Source organism: Psychrobacter alimentarius (genome assembly GCF_001606025.1).
Classification (GTDB): Bacteria; Pseudomonadota; Gammaproteobacteria; order Pseudomonadales; family Moraxellaceae; genus Psychrobacter; species Psychrobacter alimentarius.
Window position 1 is genome coordinate 2,932,751 of the sequence record NZ_CP014945.1, and the last position, 19,664, is coordinate 2,952,414.

Sequence of the window (19,664 nt, forward strand, 5' to 3'; positions counted from 1 at the left end):
TGCGTACTGCTCAAAAGTCATGCGTAAAAAAAGCAAGCATCAGTGCTTGCTTCTTTTAAGTAAAAATCTATCAGTAGCCGTTTAATTCAAACGGCTGACCCCGTCATTGATGAGTTTTGGTGTGATAAATATCAACAGCTCCTGTTTATCGTTGTTGCGCACGTCCTTGCGGAACGCACGACCAATGTATGGCAAATCTCCTAAGAAAGGTACTTTACTCACCTCATTATTGGTACGGTTTCTAAAGACACCACCCAACACGACGGTTTGACCGTCTTCTATAGTCACATTGGTTGAAATAGAATCTTCAGCAATAGCAACTTGACCATCAAGAGACCTAATTGGTGTGCCGTTGGTAATAAGCAATTGCAAACCAATCTTACCATCTGGCGTAATATTTGGTGTGGCCTCTAGACTTAATGCCGCCTCTCTAAAGCTGGTCGTTGTAGCACCGCTTGCTGATGCTTCTTGATAAGGAATCTGAGTACCAGAAGACACTTTCGCTGTTTGCTTGTCAGCCGTCAAAACTTTCGGAGTAGAAATGACCTCACCACGGTTATCCGCTTGCAATGCTGATAATTCAAGATCAAGCATGACATCAGACAGGCTAAGTAAGCCAAAGGCAATGCTACCCGCTGGATTAGCCACTCCTAAATCAACATTTAGATTATCAGGACGGGTAATATCGTAAGAAGGATAAGAAACCGTTTGACCGTTGATTGTCGTTGTTTCAATGTCAAAGTCTTTAAGATCCGCTAGTGTTTGGTTGCTACCGCCCACCAATAAGCTGCGATTATTGGCAGCGCCATTGGATAAAATACCCCAACGTACACCAATTTCTTTACTAAAGCTGTCAGTGGCACTCACAATTCTCGCTTCAATCATGACTTGACGCACGGGAATGTCAATCTTCCCAATCAATGTACGGATATTCTCAATACTATTCGCGACATCTTTAATAATCAACGTATTGGTACGCTCGTCAACTGTTACTGTTCCGCGATCGGACAACAATGTATTGTTGTCATTGGCACGGTTTGCAATACCGCTACTACTGGCGCCACCCGTCGATCCACTCCCTTGAGAAATCAGGGTCAATACATCTTGTGCTTTGGCATAGCTCAGACGAATATATTCAGTACGCAGTGGGGCAAAAGATTCAACCGCTTGCTGCGCCTCAAGTTCACGCGCTTCTTGCTCAGCAAGTTCAGTAGCAGGTGCCACCAAAATAACATTGCCATTTTCGCGTTTGCCTAGATTTTTACTTTTTAGGATAATATCAAGTGCCTGATCCCACGGCACATTAATCAGTCGTAAAGTAATATTACCAGTGACCGAATCATTCGCTACAATATTCATTTCTGTGAACTGTGCTAAAATATCTAAAACACTGCGAATTTCGACGTCTTGGAATTCCATAGACAGCGGCTCACCGCTATACACTCTTTCTTCAAGCGTTGGCTCACGTAGCAATTCAGGCTTACTGATGCTAATATTTAACTGATTACCTGATTGATAAGCTTGATATTCATAATCGTCCGCCATGTTAATAGTGATAACACCATTTTGACCTTGATTTTGTGTATCAATGCTACTCACAAGACCGCTATTAACATTCAAACGACGTAGTAGATTTCTAGGTACAGTGCTGCCAGTTAAGCGTACGACCAATTTATTGCCTTGACGTTGCACATCAACCGGAATGGCTTCGTTAGCAAGTACCATGCTAACATCACCGCCGCCATCGTTACCTGCCGAAAAATTGACTGCGCTCAGACCATCATAACTGTATTGTTTACTGACCTGTGCAGAAGCAAGTTGTGGATTTAATAATGGATTAACTCGTACTACCATTGTATCCGCTGGTACCTCATTTTTTACTGCCGTCGCGCTGGTTGTACGCACAGCAACAGGGGCAACGCTAGTCTCGACAATTGGCGTAACAACTGCAGTGGTGGTCATTCCATTACTGTTGTTAAGTACGTCTTGAACTGGGTCGTTAGTCATAGCGGGGCGAGCAGGATCTGTGATGGTTAGTAATAGATCATTACCTTCAATCTCTGTCGTATAATTGCCTGACTGTTTAAGACCGACGATAAGACGCGTGGTGCTATCACTACTTAAAGTAGTAACCTCATTGACCATCCCAATATTGTATTCATTAAAACGGCTTACCAAGCCGTTTTGTACTTGTTCAAAATCTAGTACCAAACGACTCGGATCATCAAGCTGGTAAGCAGCAGGTAATACGGGAGCGCCTGCGAAACCCAAGCGCATTTGTGTTACTGCTGGCGCGGTTTGTACCACAGAGATGTTATTAATACGCTGTGCAGCATGGGCACTGTTACTCACTGCTACCATACTAATTGCCAATGCTGAAATGGCAAAAGCAGAAGACACGCGGTTGCTCATCATCATTACCTTGTTATTGCGTACTGTCATGTATGTATTCCTCAAAAAATCTGCCGACTTAGCTTATGGGGGAAACCAGCGACTGGGGTTTTTCAACAAACCCAGCGCGGCTGTCTGGCACAATTTCAATCAAGTTAATCTGAGTCGGCGTGATTTCAACAATACGGCCGTCATTTAATCCAAGATAATCACCTACTTTTACGCTGGCAACTGAGCCATCAGGGCGTTGTATCAACGCATATTGCTGACCTTCAGGTGAAATCACCACACCGCGAAAGATCAGTTGTGATAGCTCATACTGTTCAAGAGGTTGTTTTACCCTTGTAATATCAGGGCGCACGCCATCGATAGAAGTGGTAGGACCGTCTACATTGACCAAGCTCGGCGGCAGAAATGGGCTACGCTGTGCACTGGCACTATAAACAAAGTCTTCTACCAATTCAGCCTTAGGTGGTGGCTCAATAGGCTGTGCAGGTTGATTACGTATATCGGCCATTGCTTGTTCTGCCATACCAATACGATCTGTACATCCTGTGATTGATAAAGCAGCAATGCTCAAAGCCAGTAGCGTGGGCAGTTTTTGAATAGTCATTAATTGCCTCCAGCAGTATCAAGGGCGGCAGCAGCGTCACCTGCCGGAGCAGTTTCTTCACCCTCAGGAGCAGCCTCTTTTGAGCGGTACGTCTTGGTTTGTAATACCAAAGTCAGCTCCGGTAGCACATCCAGTGACGGTTGAGGGTTGCTGACCTCAAAATCGTGCATGGTGATGATTCGTGGCAAAGCGGCAAGACCACTGATAAAGCTACCAAATTGGTGGTACTCACCCAAAGCGGCAATGCGAATAGGTTGCTCAATAAAGAATTCATTTTCAATTTCAGGTTCTACTGAAATATCTTGAAAACGGATGTTACTACCTACGCCCGTCATGTTTATGCCTTCTACAAGCTCTGACACACGAGTATCCTTGGGTAGCTGATCCAGTAAGGTATTGAACTCTGTTTCCATTTGGACCACTTGGGCTTGATAGGCTTTCAGGTGACGCGCGCGTGATTCTTTTTCACGGTAGCTTTCACGCAAGGTTTGTTGTTGACTTTCAGCCGCCGTGATCTCGTCGATCTTACTACTAATCGGTAACGCCCATGCCATTGCGGCAATAAAAGCGATAATAAGTCCGATGACCGTCACTTTTACTGGCGTTGGCCAGCTACCATAGTTTTCTGAATCTAACGACTCAAAACTTCGACGGAACTCTTGTAAATCGAACTGCTTCTTAGGTTTCAGATCTGATTTTTTTGTTTTGACTAGGCTTTTTTTGCGGACAAGCTTCATGACGCACCTCCAAGCCCAGCATTAGTATTGGCATCAGCCTCAGCTGGCACCGCCGACTCTGACTGTACTTTCGTTGTTACCACAAACTGAACATAACTGTCTTCAGGATAAACAGGGCGTGGCTGCTCGCCATCGCCAGTGGTCACAGGAGCGTTAAGAGCTGGCGGTGTTTCATAAGCACTAATATTTTGCTGAATATTGCTGACTGCTGAATTGCCCATCCATTTACTATTATCAAGATTGCGAATCAAGCTTGATACGATATTTGGATTATCAGCAAGACCAGTCAAAGTCAGAACATCGCCTTCACGTTTTAGGTTGGTCAAATAGAGCGCAGGCGGTACGGCTCTAGCAAGATCATCCCACAAACGGACAGGCACAGGACGTCGACCTTGTAAATCCTGAATGACCTGCATACGTGAGATGATATCTTCTCGGCGTTGCTCCAGACCATCGATTTCAGTCAACACCGCATCCAGGCGAGCGTTTTCTTGCTCAACCAGCGCATTGGCATCCAGCTGTTCATCTAGTTCATTATTAAAATAACTCCACGTGGCAAAGGCAGCCAGTAGAGTCAATAAAGTGATGGCAACCACCAGAGTTATAAACTCTTTATTGCGACGTTCGCGCTCTTCTTGTCGCCACGGTAAAAGGTTAATACGAGCCATCAGTCAAAGCTCCTTAACGCAAGACCGCAAGCGGCCATTAAACTTGGTGCATCAATGGCCAATTGCTCATTGTCAATATGTGGTGCAATGGTCATATTGGTAAATGGATTGGCCACACTAACAGGCACACCAAGTCTCTGTTGAGCCATACCTGCAAGACCTGCTATAGCGCTACTGCCGCCAGCAAGCACTATATGATCGATACTACTGTATTGACTTGAAGAGAAATAAAATTGTAATGAACGGGTGATTTGTTGAATGGTATTTTCAATGAAAGGTGTCAATACTTCGATATAGTAGTCATCAGGCAAAGTACGCTCACGCTTACTAAACGCCGCTTCCTCAGCCGACAGACCATAACGATTCTGTATAGCTTCTGTCAGTTGAACACCACCAAATAGCTGTTCGCGACTATAGATAAACTCACCATTTTTGGCGATATATAAGGTCGTTTGATTGTGCCCAATATCTACCAGTGCTACTAACTCTGGAAAATTTGTTAAACTATCGGCCATTAATCCAAAAGCACGCTCAATTGCATGAGACTCGATGTCCATCACCTTGGTTTGCATACCGCCAAAAGTTAGGGCATCAACGCGTTGGTCGACGTTTTCTGAACGAGATGCAGCAAGCAATACTTGCACCATGTCATCGCTTATCAAAGAAGGACCCAAAACTTCGAAATCCAAATTGACGTCTTCCAATGGATAAGGAACATACTGATCGGCATCCAGACGTATTTGAGCTTCGCGCTCTACATCGCTTAGCGCGAGATCCATATCAATAATCTTGGTAATCACAGCCGAGCCTGATACGGCGGTTGCAGCATTGCTACCCCCAACTTGACAACGCCTAGCGACAGTAGCAATAATATGACCAACCGCTTCTGTATCTACTAAAAGTTTATCAACGACCACACCTTCCGGCAGTCTCTCAATACCATAAGACTTTAAGTGAAAAGCACCCTGTTGACGCTGTATGTCAACTAACTTCACTGAGGTGGCACAAATATCCACGCCAATCAAATGTCGACTTTTGGAAGTAAATAGCCTCACAAACTCTATACCTTATATTAAGTGTACACTTTGATAGTTATTTGTAATAATTGAACACAATACTTTACTTAATAGAGAGATTCAAGCGTTTAAATTGGCTATGAAGGATAACTTACACATTTAGTGTGACCTGTGTATTTTGTTCAAGGTATAATAGCTGACCTGTTGCAAATTTTACTTAATAAGCCTTATTATGATTAAAAAAACTGCTACCGCTCGTCTCATTCATTTTTTGGTGGGACTTTTTATTGCCTGCTTAGCGTTAGCAGTTATATTAGCCCTCGCGGTGCCCATCGGTTTTTACGGTATGGCCATGTATCTATCGCCTACTTTGCCTAGCACTCAAGAAATAAAAACGGCAAATCTTGAAATGCCATTGCAGATTTATAGCAGAGATGACAAGCTCATTGGCCAATATGGCAATCGCCTATCCCTACCAGTCACTTTTCAAGAAATCCCTGAAGACTTGACTCATGCTTTTTTAGCCGCAGAAGATTCCTCCTTTTTTCAACATAGTGGTATCAGTATTAAAGGTCTTGGTCGCGCAGTTACTGAAGTGGTTACTGATGACGAAGGGCAGACAGGTGGCTCTACTATCACCATGCAGGTCGCCAAAAACTACTTCTTGAGTCCTGAGCGCACGCTAAATCGTAAGCTGACTGAGCTTTTTTTGGCACGCAAAATGGAAGACGAGCTGAGTAAGAATGAGATTTTAACCCTTTATGTGAATAAAATTTATTTGGGTGAAGGCGCTTATGGCATTAGGGCTGCTGCCAAAAAATACTATAGTAAATCATTAGACAACTTGACTATTGCTGAGATGGCCATGTTGGCAGGTTTGCCAAAAGCCCCTTCTAAATACAATCCAGTCGCCAATCCTACTCGAGCCCTGACTCGCCGCAACTGGATCATTGGACGTATGCATGAGCTGGGATATATTACTAAAGCACAGCGTGATGAAGCGATTAATGCACCAGTAGGCATAAATCTGTACCAAGAAAAGCTTGATGTCAATATGCCTTATTTGGCAGAAATGACACGTGGTGCTTTGGTTGAGCGTTATGGTGAGCAAGTAATGCACAGTGGTTGGCGTGTCCGTCTTACCGTTGATAGCAAAGCACAGACCGATGCAGAAGCAGCCATACTAACGGGTCTAATCGCTTATGAGCATCGTCACGGTTGGCGCGGTGCAGAAGCGAATGATGAACCTTTAGAAAACTTCAGTCGCTATAGCAATATGTCTCCTGCTAAAGTCACCAAAGTCAACTATCGAAGTTTTGAAGCGACCATGCCTTCTGGTGAGAATGTGACTGTGAACTGGTCTGGTATGAGCTGGGCGCGCAAGTATATCTCAGCCGACCGTGTTGGTTACCTTCCTGATAATGCCAGCCAAATTGTTAAGAAAAACGATATCGTTCGCGTGATACCTACTGCAAATGGCAACTGGCAGCTGGGACAAATTCCTAAAATACAAGGCAGTTTGGTTTCGCTAAATCCAGAAACGGGTGCAGTGAATGCATTGGTTGGTGGCTTTGACTTTAATCACAGTAAATTTAACCGTGCCTTACAAGGTTGGCGTCAACCAGGTTCTACTATCAAACCTCTTGTATATACCGCTGCACTAGAAAAAGGTTATCGTCCAGACAGTATTGTTTCAGATCGTCCTATCCAAGTAGGTGACTGGAAACCAAAAAACTCTGATGCACGTTTCCTAGGTGATATTACCTTACGTCGTGGTCTCTACTTATCTCGTAACTTGGTCTCTATTCGTTTGCTACAGTCTATTGGTATTTCTGATGTACGCAACTTATTAGATGAGTTTGGCCTTGATAAAGAAAAGCTACCGACCACCTTATCGCTTGCATTAGGTGCAGGGCAAGCGACGCCATTACAAATGGCAACGGCCTATTCTACCTTTGCCAATGGTGGTCATCGTATACAACCTTACTTTATTGAACATATTTATAACTATAATAATGAGCTATTATTTCAAGCTAATCCGCGTCACGCCTGCGCTTTGTGTTTCAATGAGCAGCTCGACACACTGAATAAAAAACTAGTAGAAGAACATGATCAGGCCACTACCAGTAGCACCACTGGCGATCAAGTCACCGATAAAGAACAAGATTCAGCATCTAATGATGACGAGTCGCAAAAATCTGAAGTCATGAATACAAGCGTTTATGATGCCAGCCCGCAATCGGATCGTTTAAAAGCACCTGCCGTACAGTATACGATAGCAAAACAAGCGCCGCGCATACTAAAACCGAGAGTGGCTTTTGAGATGGCAGATATCTTACGTGATGTGGTACAGCGCGGTACAGCGGTACGCGCAAAGGCTCTAGGCCGTGATGATATCGGCGGGAAGACGGGCACCACCAATGATGCGAAAGATGCATGGTTTGCAGGTTTTCATCCTACCAATGCCACTGTTGTGTGGATGGGTTTTGATCAACCCTCTACGATGGGTCGCCGAGAATACGGCGGCGTGGCAGCCCTGCCCGTATGGATGGACTTTATGAAAGCTCAACTTAAAGACACGCCTCGCCAATGGGTCTCTATCAACAATCGCTCTAAATCTCAAAAACAAAAGCAAAGAATTATTGAAATGACGGACGATGGCATTATTACGGATGAAGACTCTGAGGACAGCGCTGTTGAAAAACCTGTCAAAACCCAAGCCCAGCAGCGTAGAGTACCAGTTGATACCTCTGCTGACGAGACAAACACTTCATCACCAGCACGGTCTACTAACCGTGATGGCGATAGCGTGCCACAGAATCCTTTATCGGTGACGCCAGTCGATGAGATGCCTCCGATGCCAGAGTAAATCATACTATTAAGATTTAATGCATCACCACAAAAAAGCCTGTTTAGTAATCACTGAACAGGCTTTTTTCTATCTGTTGATATTCTTTAAAACTCAACCATACCAGCGCGTAATTGCTCAATCAGCTCTAAAAGCTGCTGACGCCATTCACGTATCGTGGCTTCATCTGGCAACCACTGATTTGATAGCGTGACCACATTCACAATCAGATCGGATGCTTGTACCCTTCCATTGTTTGTACTGTCTTCTACCACCGTATCTGATGGTACGGCATATAAACAGCGCTGGTAAGCTCGTTCTACATCCGCAAGAAAACCTTGCTGTCGCAGCTGATGCAAGCGCTGAATTTCAGGAGAGACTTGAGTACGTTCTGCCAATGCCTTTTCCACATCTACCAAAGTTGGCATTGCCATGTTCAAACTGTAAAAATGGCTCAGCTCTTGTATGAATGCCAAAAAAGCGCCGTACAAATGAAAAATTGCTGTTTCACAATGTGCTTGATATAACTGCTTATCATTGGTGTTTCCTGCTGCTTGGCAAGAGAGGCGACAAAAATAAAGCTTTTGATTGGTTCGATCTGCTTGATATTTGGCAACGCGAGTTTTACCTGCCATTTGCTACTTATCCTTCTATGAATAGTGAATTAAGGCATGTTTTCCAGTGTACTATTTTTTTGGATAATAGCACCATGCCTTTCTTAATTTTTTACACCCATAAAAAAGCCAGCATCTTAGGCTGGCTTTTTTGTCAAATTAAGAAAGAATCAAAAATAGTTAATACGATTAATTATCTTGATTTAACTCTTGAGCAAAGGCTTCATCAAAGCTAGCAAAGTCTTTAGTATCTGTGCTTGCAGTCATATCGAAAGCGGCATTCAGATCTTTATCTTGTAGCTTCTGATCTGCTTTTTCTTTACGTGTCTTATGATAAGCAAGACCTGTACCAGCAGGAATCAAGCGTCCAACAACCACGTTCTCTTTTAGGCCACGTAGCTCATCTACTTTACCAGTGACGGCAGCAGCAGTTAGTACACGTGTGGTTTCCTGGAACGAAGCCGCTGAGATAAAGCTTTCTGTTGCCAAGCTTGCTTTGGTAATACCAAGCAACTGACGCTCGTACTGTACTGGGAATTTATCTTCCGCTTCTAGCTTCGCGTTCAATGCTTTGATATCAGCATACTCGACTTGATCACCTTTAAAGTGACTTGAATCACCGCCATCAGTAATCTCAACTTTACGCAGCATCTGACGAATAATAACTTCGATGTGCTTGTCGTTGATTTTTACGCCCTGCAAGCGATAAACGTCTTGCACTTCGTTAACGATATAATCAGCAAGTGCCGTCTGACCTTTCAAACGTAAGATGTCATGCGGATTCTGTGGACCATCAGCAATAATCTCACCACGTGCTACTGTCTCGTTTTCAAAGACGTTGATTTGACGCCATTTCGGGATCAGTTCCTCATGAACCTCACCATCTTCATTGGTAATAATGAAGCGGTTTTTACCTTTAGTCTCTTTACCAAAGCTCACCACACCAGTCATTTCTGCCATGATAGCGTGATCTTTTGGACGACGTGCTTCGAACAAGTCAGCAACACGTGGTAGACCACCGGTAATATCTTTCGTACCAGAAGAGGCTTGTGGCACACGGCCCAAGATTGAACCTGCTGCAACTTTTTCACCATCGCTGACGCGAATGATGGTTTCAGCTGGTAAGAAGTAAACCACTTCTTTACCTTCGTCCGTATTCAAGATAATCGCAGGACGTAAGTCTTTGGCTGAGCTTGAACGATCGCGAGTCGCTAGAATCTCAAACGAGCTCATACCAGTCGCATCATCTACTTTCACAGTAGCAGTCATACCATCAGTGATGTCACTGAAGCGTGCTGTACCAGCGAATTCTGTGATAATTGGATGCGTATGCGGATCCCATTTTGCGATGGTTTGGCCACCTTCAACTTGCTCTTCGTCTTTTACAAGAACGCTTGAACCATACGGTACTTTATAGCGCTCACGCTCACGACCAAGCTCATCAGTCAAAGCAATTTCAGCTGAACGCGATACGATAACTAGATGACCGTCAGTATGCTGAACGGTTTTCATGTTTTCGAAATGCGCTTGACCAGCATTACGTACAGAGATGCTGTTGTCCACAGATGCTGAGCTTGCAGCCCCGCCCACGTGGAAAGTACGCATGGTTAACTGAGTACCAGGCTCACCGATAGACTGGGCTGCCATAACACCGACAGACTCACCGATGTTCACTTTATGACCACGAGCAAGGTCACGACCATAACACTGTGAACAAACGCCATGCTCAACATCACAAGTAATAACTGAACGTACCCAGATATCATCGATTGCATTGTTATCAAGCACGTTTACCCAATGCTCATCAATCAAGGTACCAGCTGGAATCAAGACTTTTGATTCGTCATCATTGTAAGTCACATCGCGTGCAGTGACACGACCTAGTACCAATTCACCTAGCTTCTCAATGATTTCACCACCTTGGATATGTGGTTTCATGAGTAGGCCTTCTTCAGTACCACAATCATCACTAGTGATAACCAAATCTTGTGCGACATCAACCAAACGACGCGTCAAATAACCTGAGTTAGCGGTTTTCAATGCTGTATCCGCTAGACCCTTACGAGCACCGTGAGTTGAGATGAAGTACTGTAGTACAGTCAAACCTTCACGGAAGTTGGCTTTAATTGGTGTCTCGATGATTGAACCATCAGGTTTTGCCATCAAACCACGCATACCTGCCAACTGACGAATCTGGGCTGCACTACCACGAGCACCAGAATCTGACATGATGAAGATCGAGTTGAATGACTTCTGCTCGTCTTCTTCACCTTGTGCGTTAATGACTTTGTCTGTTGCCAAGTTGTCCATCATCGCCTTAGCGACTTTGTCATTGGTACGTGACCAGATATCGACTACTTTGTTATAGCGCTCACCAGCCGTTACAAAGCCTTGCTCGAATTGATCTTCAATCTCGCGAACTTCGCCTTCTGCCACTTCGATGATTTGCTTTTTCAATGGCGGAATGACCATGTCATCGATACCGATAGACACACCTGATAGCGTTGCTTGTGCAAAACCAAGATACATCAATTGGTCAGCAAACATGACGCTTTCTTTCACGCCAACTTTACGGTAGCAAGAGTTGATCAGACGTGAAATATTTTTCTTCGTCATCTCTTGGTTACATTCATCAAACGACATACCTTTAGGCATGATGTTCCAGATCAACAAACGGCCAGCAACCGTTTCTTTCATACTAACTTCTTTGGTTTGGTTACCGTCTTCATCAATATGCGTCTCTGTAACACGCACTTTGATTTTAGCGTTCACATGCAAATCGTTTGAACCAATCGCACGCAATGCTTCATTAACGGTGGCAAAAATCATGCCCTCGCCTTTAGCATTGATTGATGAACGGCTAATGTAATACAAACCCAATACCACATCCTGTGATGGTACGATGATTGGATCACCGTTCGCAGGAGACAAGATATTGTTAGTCGACATCATTAGCGCACGTGATTCAAGCTGTGCTTCTAGGGTCAATGGCACGTGAACGGCCATTTGGTCACCATCAAAGTCAGCGTTGAACGCGGTACAAACGAGCGGATGCAACTGGATTGCTTTACCTTCGATCAATACTGGCTCAAATGCCTGTAGACCCAAACGGTGAAGCGTTGGCGCACGGTTAAGTAGTACTGGATGCTCACGGATAACCATGGCCAGCATATCCCATACTTGTGGCTCTTCACGCTCTACCATCTTTTTGGCAGCTTTGATCGTTGTCGCTAACCCATGAGACAATAGCTTGTTATAAGTAAATGGCTTGAATAGCTCAAGTGCCATTTTCTTAGGTAGACCACACTGATGTAGACGTAGTGTTGGACCTACAACGATGACCGAACGACCAGAATAGTCAACACGCTTACCAAGTAAGTTTTGACGGAAACGACCTTGCTTACCTTTGATCATATCAGCCAAAGATTTCAATGGACGCTTGTTACTGCCCGTAATCGCACGACCGCGACGACCGTTATCAAGCAATGCATCCACTGACTCTTGCAACATACGTTTTTCGTTACGTACGATGATGTCAGGTGCGCTTAGCTCAAGCAGACGCTTTAGACGGTTGTTACGGTTGATAACGCGGCGATAAAGATCGTTTAGATCAGACGTCGCAAAACGACCGCCCTCTAGTGGGACTAGCGGACGCAAATCTGGTGGTAGTACTGGCAAGATATTCATTACCATCCACTCAGGCTTGTTATTAGAATCACGGAATGCTTCTAACAATTTAAGACGCTTAGACATCTTCTTAAGTTTAGTCTCAGAACCTGTTTGTGGGATCGCTTCACGCAGCTCATCAATCTCGATATCCATATCGATATCTTTTAATAAGTCTTGAACCGCTTCAGCACCCATCTTGGCAGTGAATTCATCACCAAATTCTTCAAGCGCTTTGTAGTAATCTTCATCATCAAGCAATTGGTACTTCTCTAAAGAAGTCAAACCAGGCTCAGTGACAATGTAGCTTTCAAAATACAATACGCGCTCAATATCACGCAATGTCATGTCTAGCAATAGACCGATACGGCTTGGTAATGATTTTAAGAACCAAATGTGTGCAACTGGACTGGCTAGGTCGATATGACCCATGCGATCACGACGTACTTTAGCGGTAGTGACTTCAACGCCACATTTTTCACAGATAACGCCTTGGAACTTACGACGCTTGTATTTACCACATAAGCACTCAAAGTCTTTTACTGGGCCAAAGATTTTGGCACAAAATAAGCCATCACGCTCAGGCTTAAACGTACGATAATTAATGGTTTCAGGCTTTTTTACTTCGCCATGTGACCATGATTTAATCACGTCAGGTGAGGCTAAAGTAATTTGGATGCTATCAAACTCTAGGTTACCGTTGCCGGCAGGGCTCTGCATGATATCGAGTAAATCTTTCAAGTTGCTTCTCCGTTATCTTTATAATCATCTGACTGCAATCTGTTGACGCAGATAAGATGAATGAAGGCAATGAATAGGGTTGAGACAAATTACTAAAAGCAGCAGCAATGACGCGTACTGCCTTTAGTGGACAACTAAGTTAGACAATGGGTTTAGTTGCTTTGTTTTAACTCAATATTAATACCCAGTGATTTGATTTCTTTGGTCAGTACGTTAAACGACTCAGGCATACCTGGATCCATGTACTGCTCACCATCAACGATGTTTTTGTACATACGTGTACGGCCTTCAACGTCATCCGACTTCACAGTCAGCATCTCTTGCAACGTATAAGTCGCGCCATAAGCTTCTAGTGCCCAGACTTCCATCTCACCGAAACGCTGACCACCGAACTGTGCTTTACCGCCGAGTGGCTGCTGCGTTACTAGTGAGTAAGAACCTGTTGAACGCGCATGCATTTTGTCATCAACCAAATGGTTCAACTTGAGCATATACATGTAGCCAACGGTCACTTTGCGGTCAAATTTCTGACCAGTACGACCATCATACAATGTCTGCTGACCATCGCGATCCATACCAGCAAGCTCTAACAGGTCTTTGACTTGGCTTTCTCTTGCGCCATCAAATACTGCTGTGCCCATCGGGACACCGCCACGTAAATTGTCTGCTAGCGCCATGATGTCATCATCACTCAAGCTATCGAGATCAACTTGCTCACCGCCGACTTGGTTATAGATTTTGTCCAAGAAGTCACGTAGCTCTTTGATGGCTGCTTGAGATTTAAGCATACCATCAATCTTCTCGCCCAAACCTTTTGCTGCCATACCTAAATGCGTCTCTAGAACCTGACCAATGTTCATACGAGAAGGTACACCAAGTGGGTTCAATACGATGTCAACGGTATTACCATTTTCATCATAAGGCATGTCTTCAACTGGCATGATGCGTGACACGACACCTTTGTTACCATGACGACCAGCCATCTTATCACCAGGCTGAATACGACGCTTAACCGCTAGATATACTTTAACGATTTTCTGTACGCCATGTTGTAAGTCATCACCAGCGGTCAATTTGCGTTTTTTCTCAGCAAACTTCACATCGATGTCTTTTTGCTTATCAACCAAGTAATCAGCGATTTGCGTTAGACGCTCAGAGATTTCTTCTTCTACTGGCTGGATATCAAGCAATGTCTCAAGGCTCATATCTTTCATATCAGCTAACGCCATTACTGTACCAGCCTTTAGACCAGCACCGCCGCTGACTTTTTGGCCATCTAATAGATTACCAATACGACCACGTGCTGCTTCTTCAAAGATACGTAGCTCTTCTTTTAAATCTTTGCGATAGCTATCAAGCTGCGATTTTTCAATCGCTCTTGCGCGTGCGTCTTTTTCAACGCCATCACGGGTGAAGACCTGTACATCAATAACCGTACCTTTACTTGAAGTCGGTACGCGTAGTGACGTGTCTTTCACATCAGCCGCTTTTTCACCAAAGATAGCCCGTAGTAGTTTCTCTTCTGGCGTCAGTTGCGTTTCACCTTTTGGCGTCACTTTACCAACTAGAATGTCGCCTGCGTCAACTTCAGCACCGATATAAACAATACCTGCTTCATCAAGACTTGATAATGCCGCTTCACCAACGTTTGGAATATCAGCAGTGATCTCTTCTGTACCTAGCTTGGTATCACGAGCCACACACGTCAATTCTTGAATATGAATCGTAGTGAAACGATCTTCTTTAACCACTTTTTCAGATAGCAAGATTGAATCTTCGAAGTTGTAACCATTCCACGGCATAAATGCGATGCGGATGTTCTGACCCAGAGCTAGCTCGCCAAGATCCGTTGATGGACCATCAGCCAAGATATCACCCAAAGCGATTTCATCACCTTGGTTAACGATGATACGTTGGTTGATACAAGTGTTCTGGTTAGAGCGCGTGTATTTGATCAAGTTATAGATATCGATACCCGCTTCACCAGCAATCATCTCGTCTTCATTGACACGAACCACGATACGTGAGGCATCAACATCTTCGATCACACCGCCACGCTTAGCGATCACACAAACACCAGAGTCACGAGCAACGTGACGCTCCATACCAGTACCTACTAACGGCTTATCAGCACGTAGCGTAGGAACTGCCTGACGCTGCATGTTCGAACCCATCAAGGCACGGTTAGCATCATCATGCTCTAGGAACGGAATCAGACCTGCTGCAACCGATACTACCTGACTTGGTGACACATCCATATGCGTCACTTTTTCTGGTGGCATACGGACGAATTCACCATAGCTACGCACACTGACCATCTCATCAGACAACGCGCCTTCTGCGGTTACTGGTGAATCAGCCTGTGCAATGACCGTACCGACTTCTTCAATCGCTGATAAATATTCAATAACGTCAGTCACTTTACCATCAACCACACGGCGATAAGGGGTTTCTAGGAAACCAAAGCTGTTGGTTTTAGCAAACGTCGCTAGCGAGTTGATCAGACCAATGTTTGGACCTTCAGGCGTCTCAATCGGGCACACACGGCCATAATGCGTATCATGTACGTCACGTACTTCAAAGCCTGCGCGTTCACGAGTCAAACCACCTGGTCCTAATGCTGATACACGGCGTTTATGGGTAACTTCAGACAACGGGTTGTTCTGATCCATAAACTGTGACAACTGGCTTGAACCAAAGAATTCTTTCACCGCGGCCGCTACCGGCTTAGAGTTAATCAAATCTTGTGGCGACAAGTTGTCTGATTCCGCTGAGCTTAAACGCTCTTTTACTGCACGCTCAACACGTACTAAACCCACACGGAATTGGTTTTCTGCCATCTCGCCAACTGAACGAATACGGCGGTTACCTAGATGGTCAATATCATCAACATCACCGCGACCATTACGAATCTCAATCAGCTCTTTTAACACATTGACGATATCGTCATTGGTTAATACGCTGCGTTCGCGCTGAATATCAGGATCATCCGTGTTATCGAATTCTAAACCAAGACGACGGTTAAATTTCATACGACCGACATTCGACAAGTCATAACGGTCTGCGTTGAAGAACATGCTTTCAAATAATTTTTCAGCAGTCTCAACCGTTGGTGGCTCACCTGGACGCATTACTTTATAGATTTCAATCAATGCTTCTTCGCGAGTTGACGTGCTATCAGCGCGAATCGTATCGGCAATATAACTACCTTGATCGATATCATTGGTGAATAGGATGCTAAATTCTTTAATAGCACCACTCGCTTCAAACGAGTTCAATTTAACCAATAGTTCGTGATCAATTAACGTGTTTGCTTTTGCAATCACTTCGTCATTAACAACGATATCTTCTGCCAAAATGCGCTCATACAGATACTCATCAGGCACAGCAATTTTCGTCATACCCGCTTCTTCAAGCTGACGAATACGGCGTGCGTTGATACGCTTACCTTGCTCTACCAATACATCACCTTCAGGTGACACGATATCAAATTGAGCCATCTCACCACGTAAGCGGTCAGCGACTAAATCAATTTCGAACTGCTCTTCGCCTTTATAAACAGCAACTTTATCAAAGAACAAATCTAAGATTTCAGAAGTCGTCAAACCTAGTGCACGTAGAATGATTGAAGCCAGTAGCTTACGGCGACGGTCAATACGAGCAAATACTAAGTCTTTGGCATCGAATTCAAAATCTAACCAAGAACCACGGTAAGGGATAATACGTGCGTTATAAAGCACTTTACCACTTGAGTGTGACTTGCCTTTATCATGGTCAAAGAAGACACCTGGCGAACGATGTAGCTGTGATACGATTACACGCTCAGTACCATTGATGATGAAAGTACCGTTAGCCGTCATTAAAGGCATCTCGCCCATGTAAACGCTTTGCTCACGGATGTCTTTGATAGCGGCTTTGCTATCTTTGTCTTTGCTGTCTTTGTCTTTGATGATCAAACGAATTTTGACACGCATCGGCGCAGCAAACGTTGAACCACGTAAGATACACTCACGCTCATCAAATTCAGGCGTGCCTAAATAGTACTCAACAAATTGTAACTCAGCATTACCAGAGTGACTCTCAATTGGGAAAATAGAGGAATACGCAGCTTGCAAACCAGTATTCTCACGAGCTTTTGGCTTTTTATGCTCTTGCAAAAATTGCTCGTAAGAATCTACTTGAATAGACAGCAAATAGGGAATGTCCATCACAGTGGGCAATTCAGCAAAACTTTTGCGAATACGCTTTTTTTCAGTATAAGAATATGCCATCGAGAGTCCTTACAGTAAACGTGGAAACAAATTAAAAGCGTGGCCAGCATGCATAAATACGATGCAAACTGAGCGACGTAAACGATAATACAAAACAGGTGTTCGTGTTCAACTCATATTTTTTGTCACTTATCACTTCACTAACCAGTGTGTATTTAGCACACCTCATTCAATCTTATAATCGGTATATGAACCCATCTATATAGATGCGCATACCGAAGAATTCAACCTAATACAAACTATTGCCTTTAGGGCTTAACTTTCTAGTATATTTATGAAAAAATAATTTTTACTAAAATTTTGAACAATTTGTCATCAAAACTGACATGATCGTATTAGCCAGTTCATCACCAAAACTGATATCGTCGCTGGTATAAACCGTCTTTAAGCCTATGCAATGACAGCAAACCATGCTAAATAGATAATCTAATATCAACAGTTTTCAGAATTAATAATAATTGGGATAACTATAACTTTTAGAATCAGTATAAACTATAGTGTTAATGGGAAAGCATGCAGACACAAAAAAATGCCAAACATCTACGGACGTTTAGCTTATTTAACTGATTTCAAAAACTGGCATGTGTGCTTGCATGTATATCGTCTGTCCTTTTGATGGGTATCCACCGTGTTGTTGCATACGTATGTTGGCAGACACAAAAGGTCAAGCTACAAATTATAGTAAAAAAAAGCTGGCAATGCAAGGCATTACCAGCTTTTTTTGTACAGTGTTAAACTTATTTTAGTTCAACAGTTGCACCAGCTTCTTCAAGTTTCTTTTTCAACTCTTCAGCTTCAGCTTTAGATGCGCCTTCTTTGATTGGAGCTGGAGCGCTTTCAACCAAATCTTTCGCTTCTTTTAGGCCAAGACCAGTAGCTTCACGTACAGCTTTAATTACGCCAACTTTCTTCTCGCCAAAGCTAGCAAGAACAACGTCAAACTCGTCTTTTTCTTCAACAGCAGCAGCAGGACCAGCAGCAGCAGGTGCAGCAGCAGCAACAGCAGCTGTTACGCCGAACTTTTCTTCCATGTCGCTGATTAACTCAACGATATCCATTACTGACATTTCAGCGATTGCGTTTAACACATCATCTTTAGATAGTGCCATGAGAACTCTCCGTTATCTGATAAAAATTAATTGATTCTAATATCGCTTTGATTGATTGCCACAATTTCAAATAGGTATGGCAATAAAATTCAACCAAAATTAGCGATGTTAAAGTTACGTTAAAACAAGCAATTAAGCAGCTTCTTTTGCGTCTTTGATTGCCGCTACAGTGCGAACGAACTTGCCAGGAACAGCGTTCATAGTCTGGACAAGCTTGGTCACTGGTGCATTCATAGTAGCCATCAAGATAGAGATTGCTTCGTCGCGAGTTGGTAGCTTCGATACGCGCTCTAGCTCTTCTGGACCATAAACTTCACCACCGACTGATACTAATTTGGTCTCTAAAGCTTTGTTATCTTTGCTAAAGTCGAAAACGACTCTCGCTGCAGATCCCAAGTCTTCCATAGAGAAAGCCAAAAGTAGTGGACCAGTCATACGGTCTGACATGCTCTCAAACTTAGTGCCTTCAAAAGCGCGTTTTGCTAGTGTATTTTTCACCACTTTTAAAACAACACCTTTATCACGAGCTTGTTCGCGAAGCTGAGTAAGCTTAGCAACACCAATTCCGTGATACTCGGCAGCTACTGCTGAGTAAGCATTAGCAGCAACTTCAGACACTTCAGCCACAACTTGTTGTTTTTGCTCTAGCGTTAATGCCATAAGTTGACTCCTTTAATCTTATCAATCGGCTTATTATAAGAGTGCTCAAAACCGAAGTTTTTATGCGCTCAAATTATAAGCTAGGACTGACTTGATACGACACATTACCAGCGGATTCAATTAATAAAAAAGCATCTACTGGTAACGACTGATTACGGCACCGTTATCAGAATGACGTTGAGTAATAGTTTGAAGACTGTATAAACAATCATATCGCCCTATTCGCTCGTGTCTTAAACTGTGTGGGCCACCGTCTGCGTAGGACAACTAAGATTTTCATCTGTCGTCGATTAACAAAAGTGACTCAATATCATATTTAACCATTCGAAA

11 protein-coding genes are annotated in these 19,664 nt (G+C 43.7%); 1 reads left to right on the forward strand and 10 read right to left on the reverse strand.

Annotated features, from left to right (window positions below; translation table 11 throughout):
- Nucleotides 1-81: 81 nt before the first annotated feature.
- The 5 genes from pilQ to pilM are packed head-to-tail and all read right to left on the reverse strand — an operon-like array spanning nucleotide 82 to nucleotide 5,464.
- On the reverse strand, nucleotides 82-2,442 hold the full coding sequence (gene pilQ, locus A3K91_RS12115; protein WP_062845497.1) for a type IV pilus secretin PilQ: 2,361 nt from the start codon (nucleotides 2,440-2,442) through the stop codon (nucleotides 82-84).
- A 28-nt stretch (nucleotides 2,443-2,470) separates the two neighbouring features.
- A complete protein-coding gene (locus tag A3K91_RS12120) occupies nucleotides 2,471-3,004 on the reverse strand; it encodes a pilus assembly protein PilP (protein ID WP_062845498.1) in 534 nt (177 codons plus the stop codon).
- The gene (locus A3K91_RS12125; RefSeq protein ID WP_062845499.1) at nucleotides 3,004-3,741 is read right to left on the reverse strand and encodes a type IV pilus inner membrane component PilO; all 738 of its coding nucleotides are present in this window, start codon (nucleotides 3,739-3,741) and stop codon (nucleotides 3,004-3,006) included. Before A3K91_RS12125 ends, A3K91_RS12120 begins: the two co-directional genes overlap by 1 nt.
- A complete protein-coding gene (locus A3K91_RS12130; RefSeq protein ID WP_062845500.1) occupies nucleotides 3,738-4,409 on the reverse strand; it encodes a PilN domain-containing protein in 672 nt (223 codons plus the stop codon). The genes A3K91_RS12125 and A3K91_RS12130 overlap by 4 nt, the downstream gene beginning before the upstream one ends.
- Nucleotides 4,409-5,464 carry a type IV pilus assembly protein PilM gene (pilM, locus tag A3K91_RS12135; protein ID WP_062845501.1) on the reverse strand — a complete coding sequence of 352 codons (1,056 nt, stop codon included), beginning with the start codon at nucleotides 5,462-5,464 and terminating at the stop codon, nucleotides 4,409-4,411. Before pilM ends, A3K91_RS12130 begins: the two co-directional genes overlap by 1 nt.
- A 193-nt stretch (nucleotides 5,465-5,657) precedes the next feature.
- Here pilM and A3K91_RS12140 point away from each other — a divergent pair, with 193 nt between their 5' ends.
- Nucleotides 5,658-8,294: a penicillin-binding protein 1A gene (locus A3K91_RS12140; RefSeq protein ID WP_062845502.1), complete on the forward strand. Its 2,637-nt coding sequence runs from the start codon at nucleotides 5,658-5,660 to the stop codon at nucleotides 8,292-8,294.
- 86 nt (nucleotides 8,295-8,380) lie between these two features.
- On the opposite strand, the gene A3K91_RS12145 is transcribed toward A3K91_RS12140, so the two are convergent.
- The 5 genes from A3K91_RS12145 to rplJ all read right to left on the reverse strand — a co-directional run bounded on the left by A3K91_RS12145 (nucleotide 8,381) and on the right by rplJ (nucleotide 19,334).
- Entirely contained in the window at nucleotides 8,381-8,908 is a 528-nt protein-coding gene (locus tag A3K91_RS12145; RefSeq protein ID WP_062845503.1) for a DUF6586 family protein, read from the reverse strand.
- Nucleotides 8,909-9,076: 168 nt separating this feature from the next.
- Nucleotides 9,077-13,294 (reverse strand): DNA-directed RNA polymerase subunit beta', encoded by a 4,218-nt coding sequence (rpoC, locus tag A3K91_RS12150; RefSeq protein ID WP_062845504.1) that lies wholly within the window; start codon nucleotides 13,292-13,294, stop codon nucleotides 9,077-9,079.
- A gap of 152 nt (nucleotides 13,295-13,446) precedes the next feature.
- The gene (gene rpoB, locus A3K91_RS12155; protein ID WP_062845505.1) at nucleotides 13,447-17,565 is read right to left on the reverse strand and encodes a DNA-directed RNA polymerase subunit beta; all 4,119 of its coding nucleotides are present in this window, start codon (nucleotides 17,563-17,565) and stop codon (nucleotides 13,447-13,449) included.
- Nucleotides 17,566-18,302: 737 nt separating this feature from the next.
- Complete coding sequence (gene rplL / locus A3K91_RS12160) at nucleotides 18,303-18,674, reverse strand: 50S ribosomal protein L7/L12 (protein ID WP_062845506.1); 372 nt, start codon at nucleotides 18,672-18,674, stop codon at nucleotides 18,303-18,305.
- A 132-nt stretch (nucleotides 18,675-18,806) separates the two neighbouring features.
- A complete protein-coding gene (gene rplJ / locus A3K91_RS12165) occupies nucleotides 18,807-19,334 on the reverse strand; it encodes a 50S ribosomal protein L10 (RefSeq protein WP_025652244.1) in 528 nt (175 codons plus the stop codon).
- Nucleotides 19,335-19,664: the final 330 nt, after the last annotated feature.

Excerpts from the sequence above, each read along its gene's own strand:
- pilQ (WP_062845497.1), bottom strand. The coding sequence starts at position 2,442 with ATGACAGTACGCAATAACAAGGTAATGATGATGAGCAACCGCGTGTCT.
- rplL (WP_062845506.1), bottom strand. The coding sequence starts at position 18,674 with ATGGCACTATCTAAAGATGATGTGTTAAACGCAATCGCTGAAATGTCA.
- rplJ (WP_025652244.1), bottom strand. The coding sequence starts at position 19,334 with ATGGCATTAACGCTAGAGCAAAAACAACAAGTTGTGGCTGAAGTGTCT.
- A3K91_RS12140 (WP_062845502.1), top strand. The coding sequence starts at position 5,658 with ATGATTAAAAAAACTGCTACCGCTCGTCTCATTCATTTTTTGGTGGGA.
- A3K91_RS12130 (WP_062845500.1), bottom strand. The coding sequence starts at position 4,409 with ATGGCTCGTATTAACCTTTTACCGTGGCGACAAGAAGAGCGCGAACGT.
- A3K91_RS12120 (WP_062845498.1), bottom strand. The coding sequence starts at position 3,004 with ATGACTATTCAAAAACTGCCCACGCTACTGGCTTTGAGCATTGCTGCT.
- rpoB (WP_062845505.1), bottom strand. The coding sequence starts at position 17,565 with ATGGCATATTCTTATACTGAAAAAAAGCGTATTCGCAAAAGTTTTGCT.
- A3K91_RS12145 (WP_062845503.1), bottom strand. The coding sequence starts at position 8,908 with ATGGCAGGTAAAACTCGCGTTGCCAAATATCAAGCAGATCGAACCAAT.
- A3K91_RS12125 (WP_062845499.1), bottom strand. The coding sequence starts at position 3,741 with ATGAAGCTTGTCCGCAAAAAAAGCCTAGTCAAAACAAAAAAATCAGAT.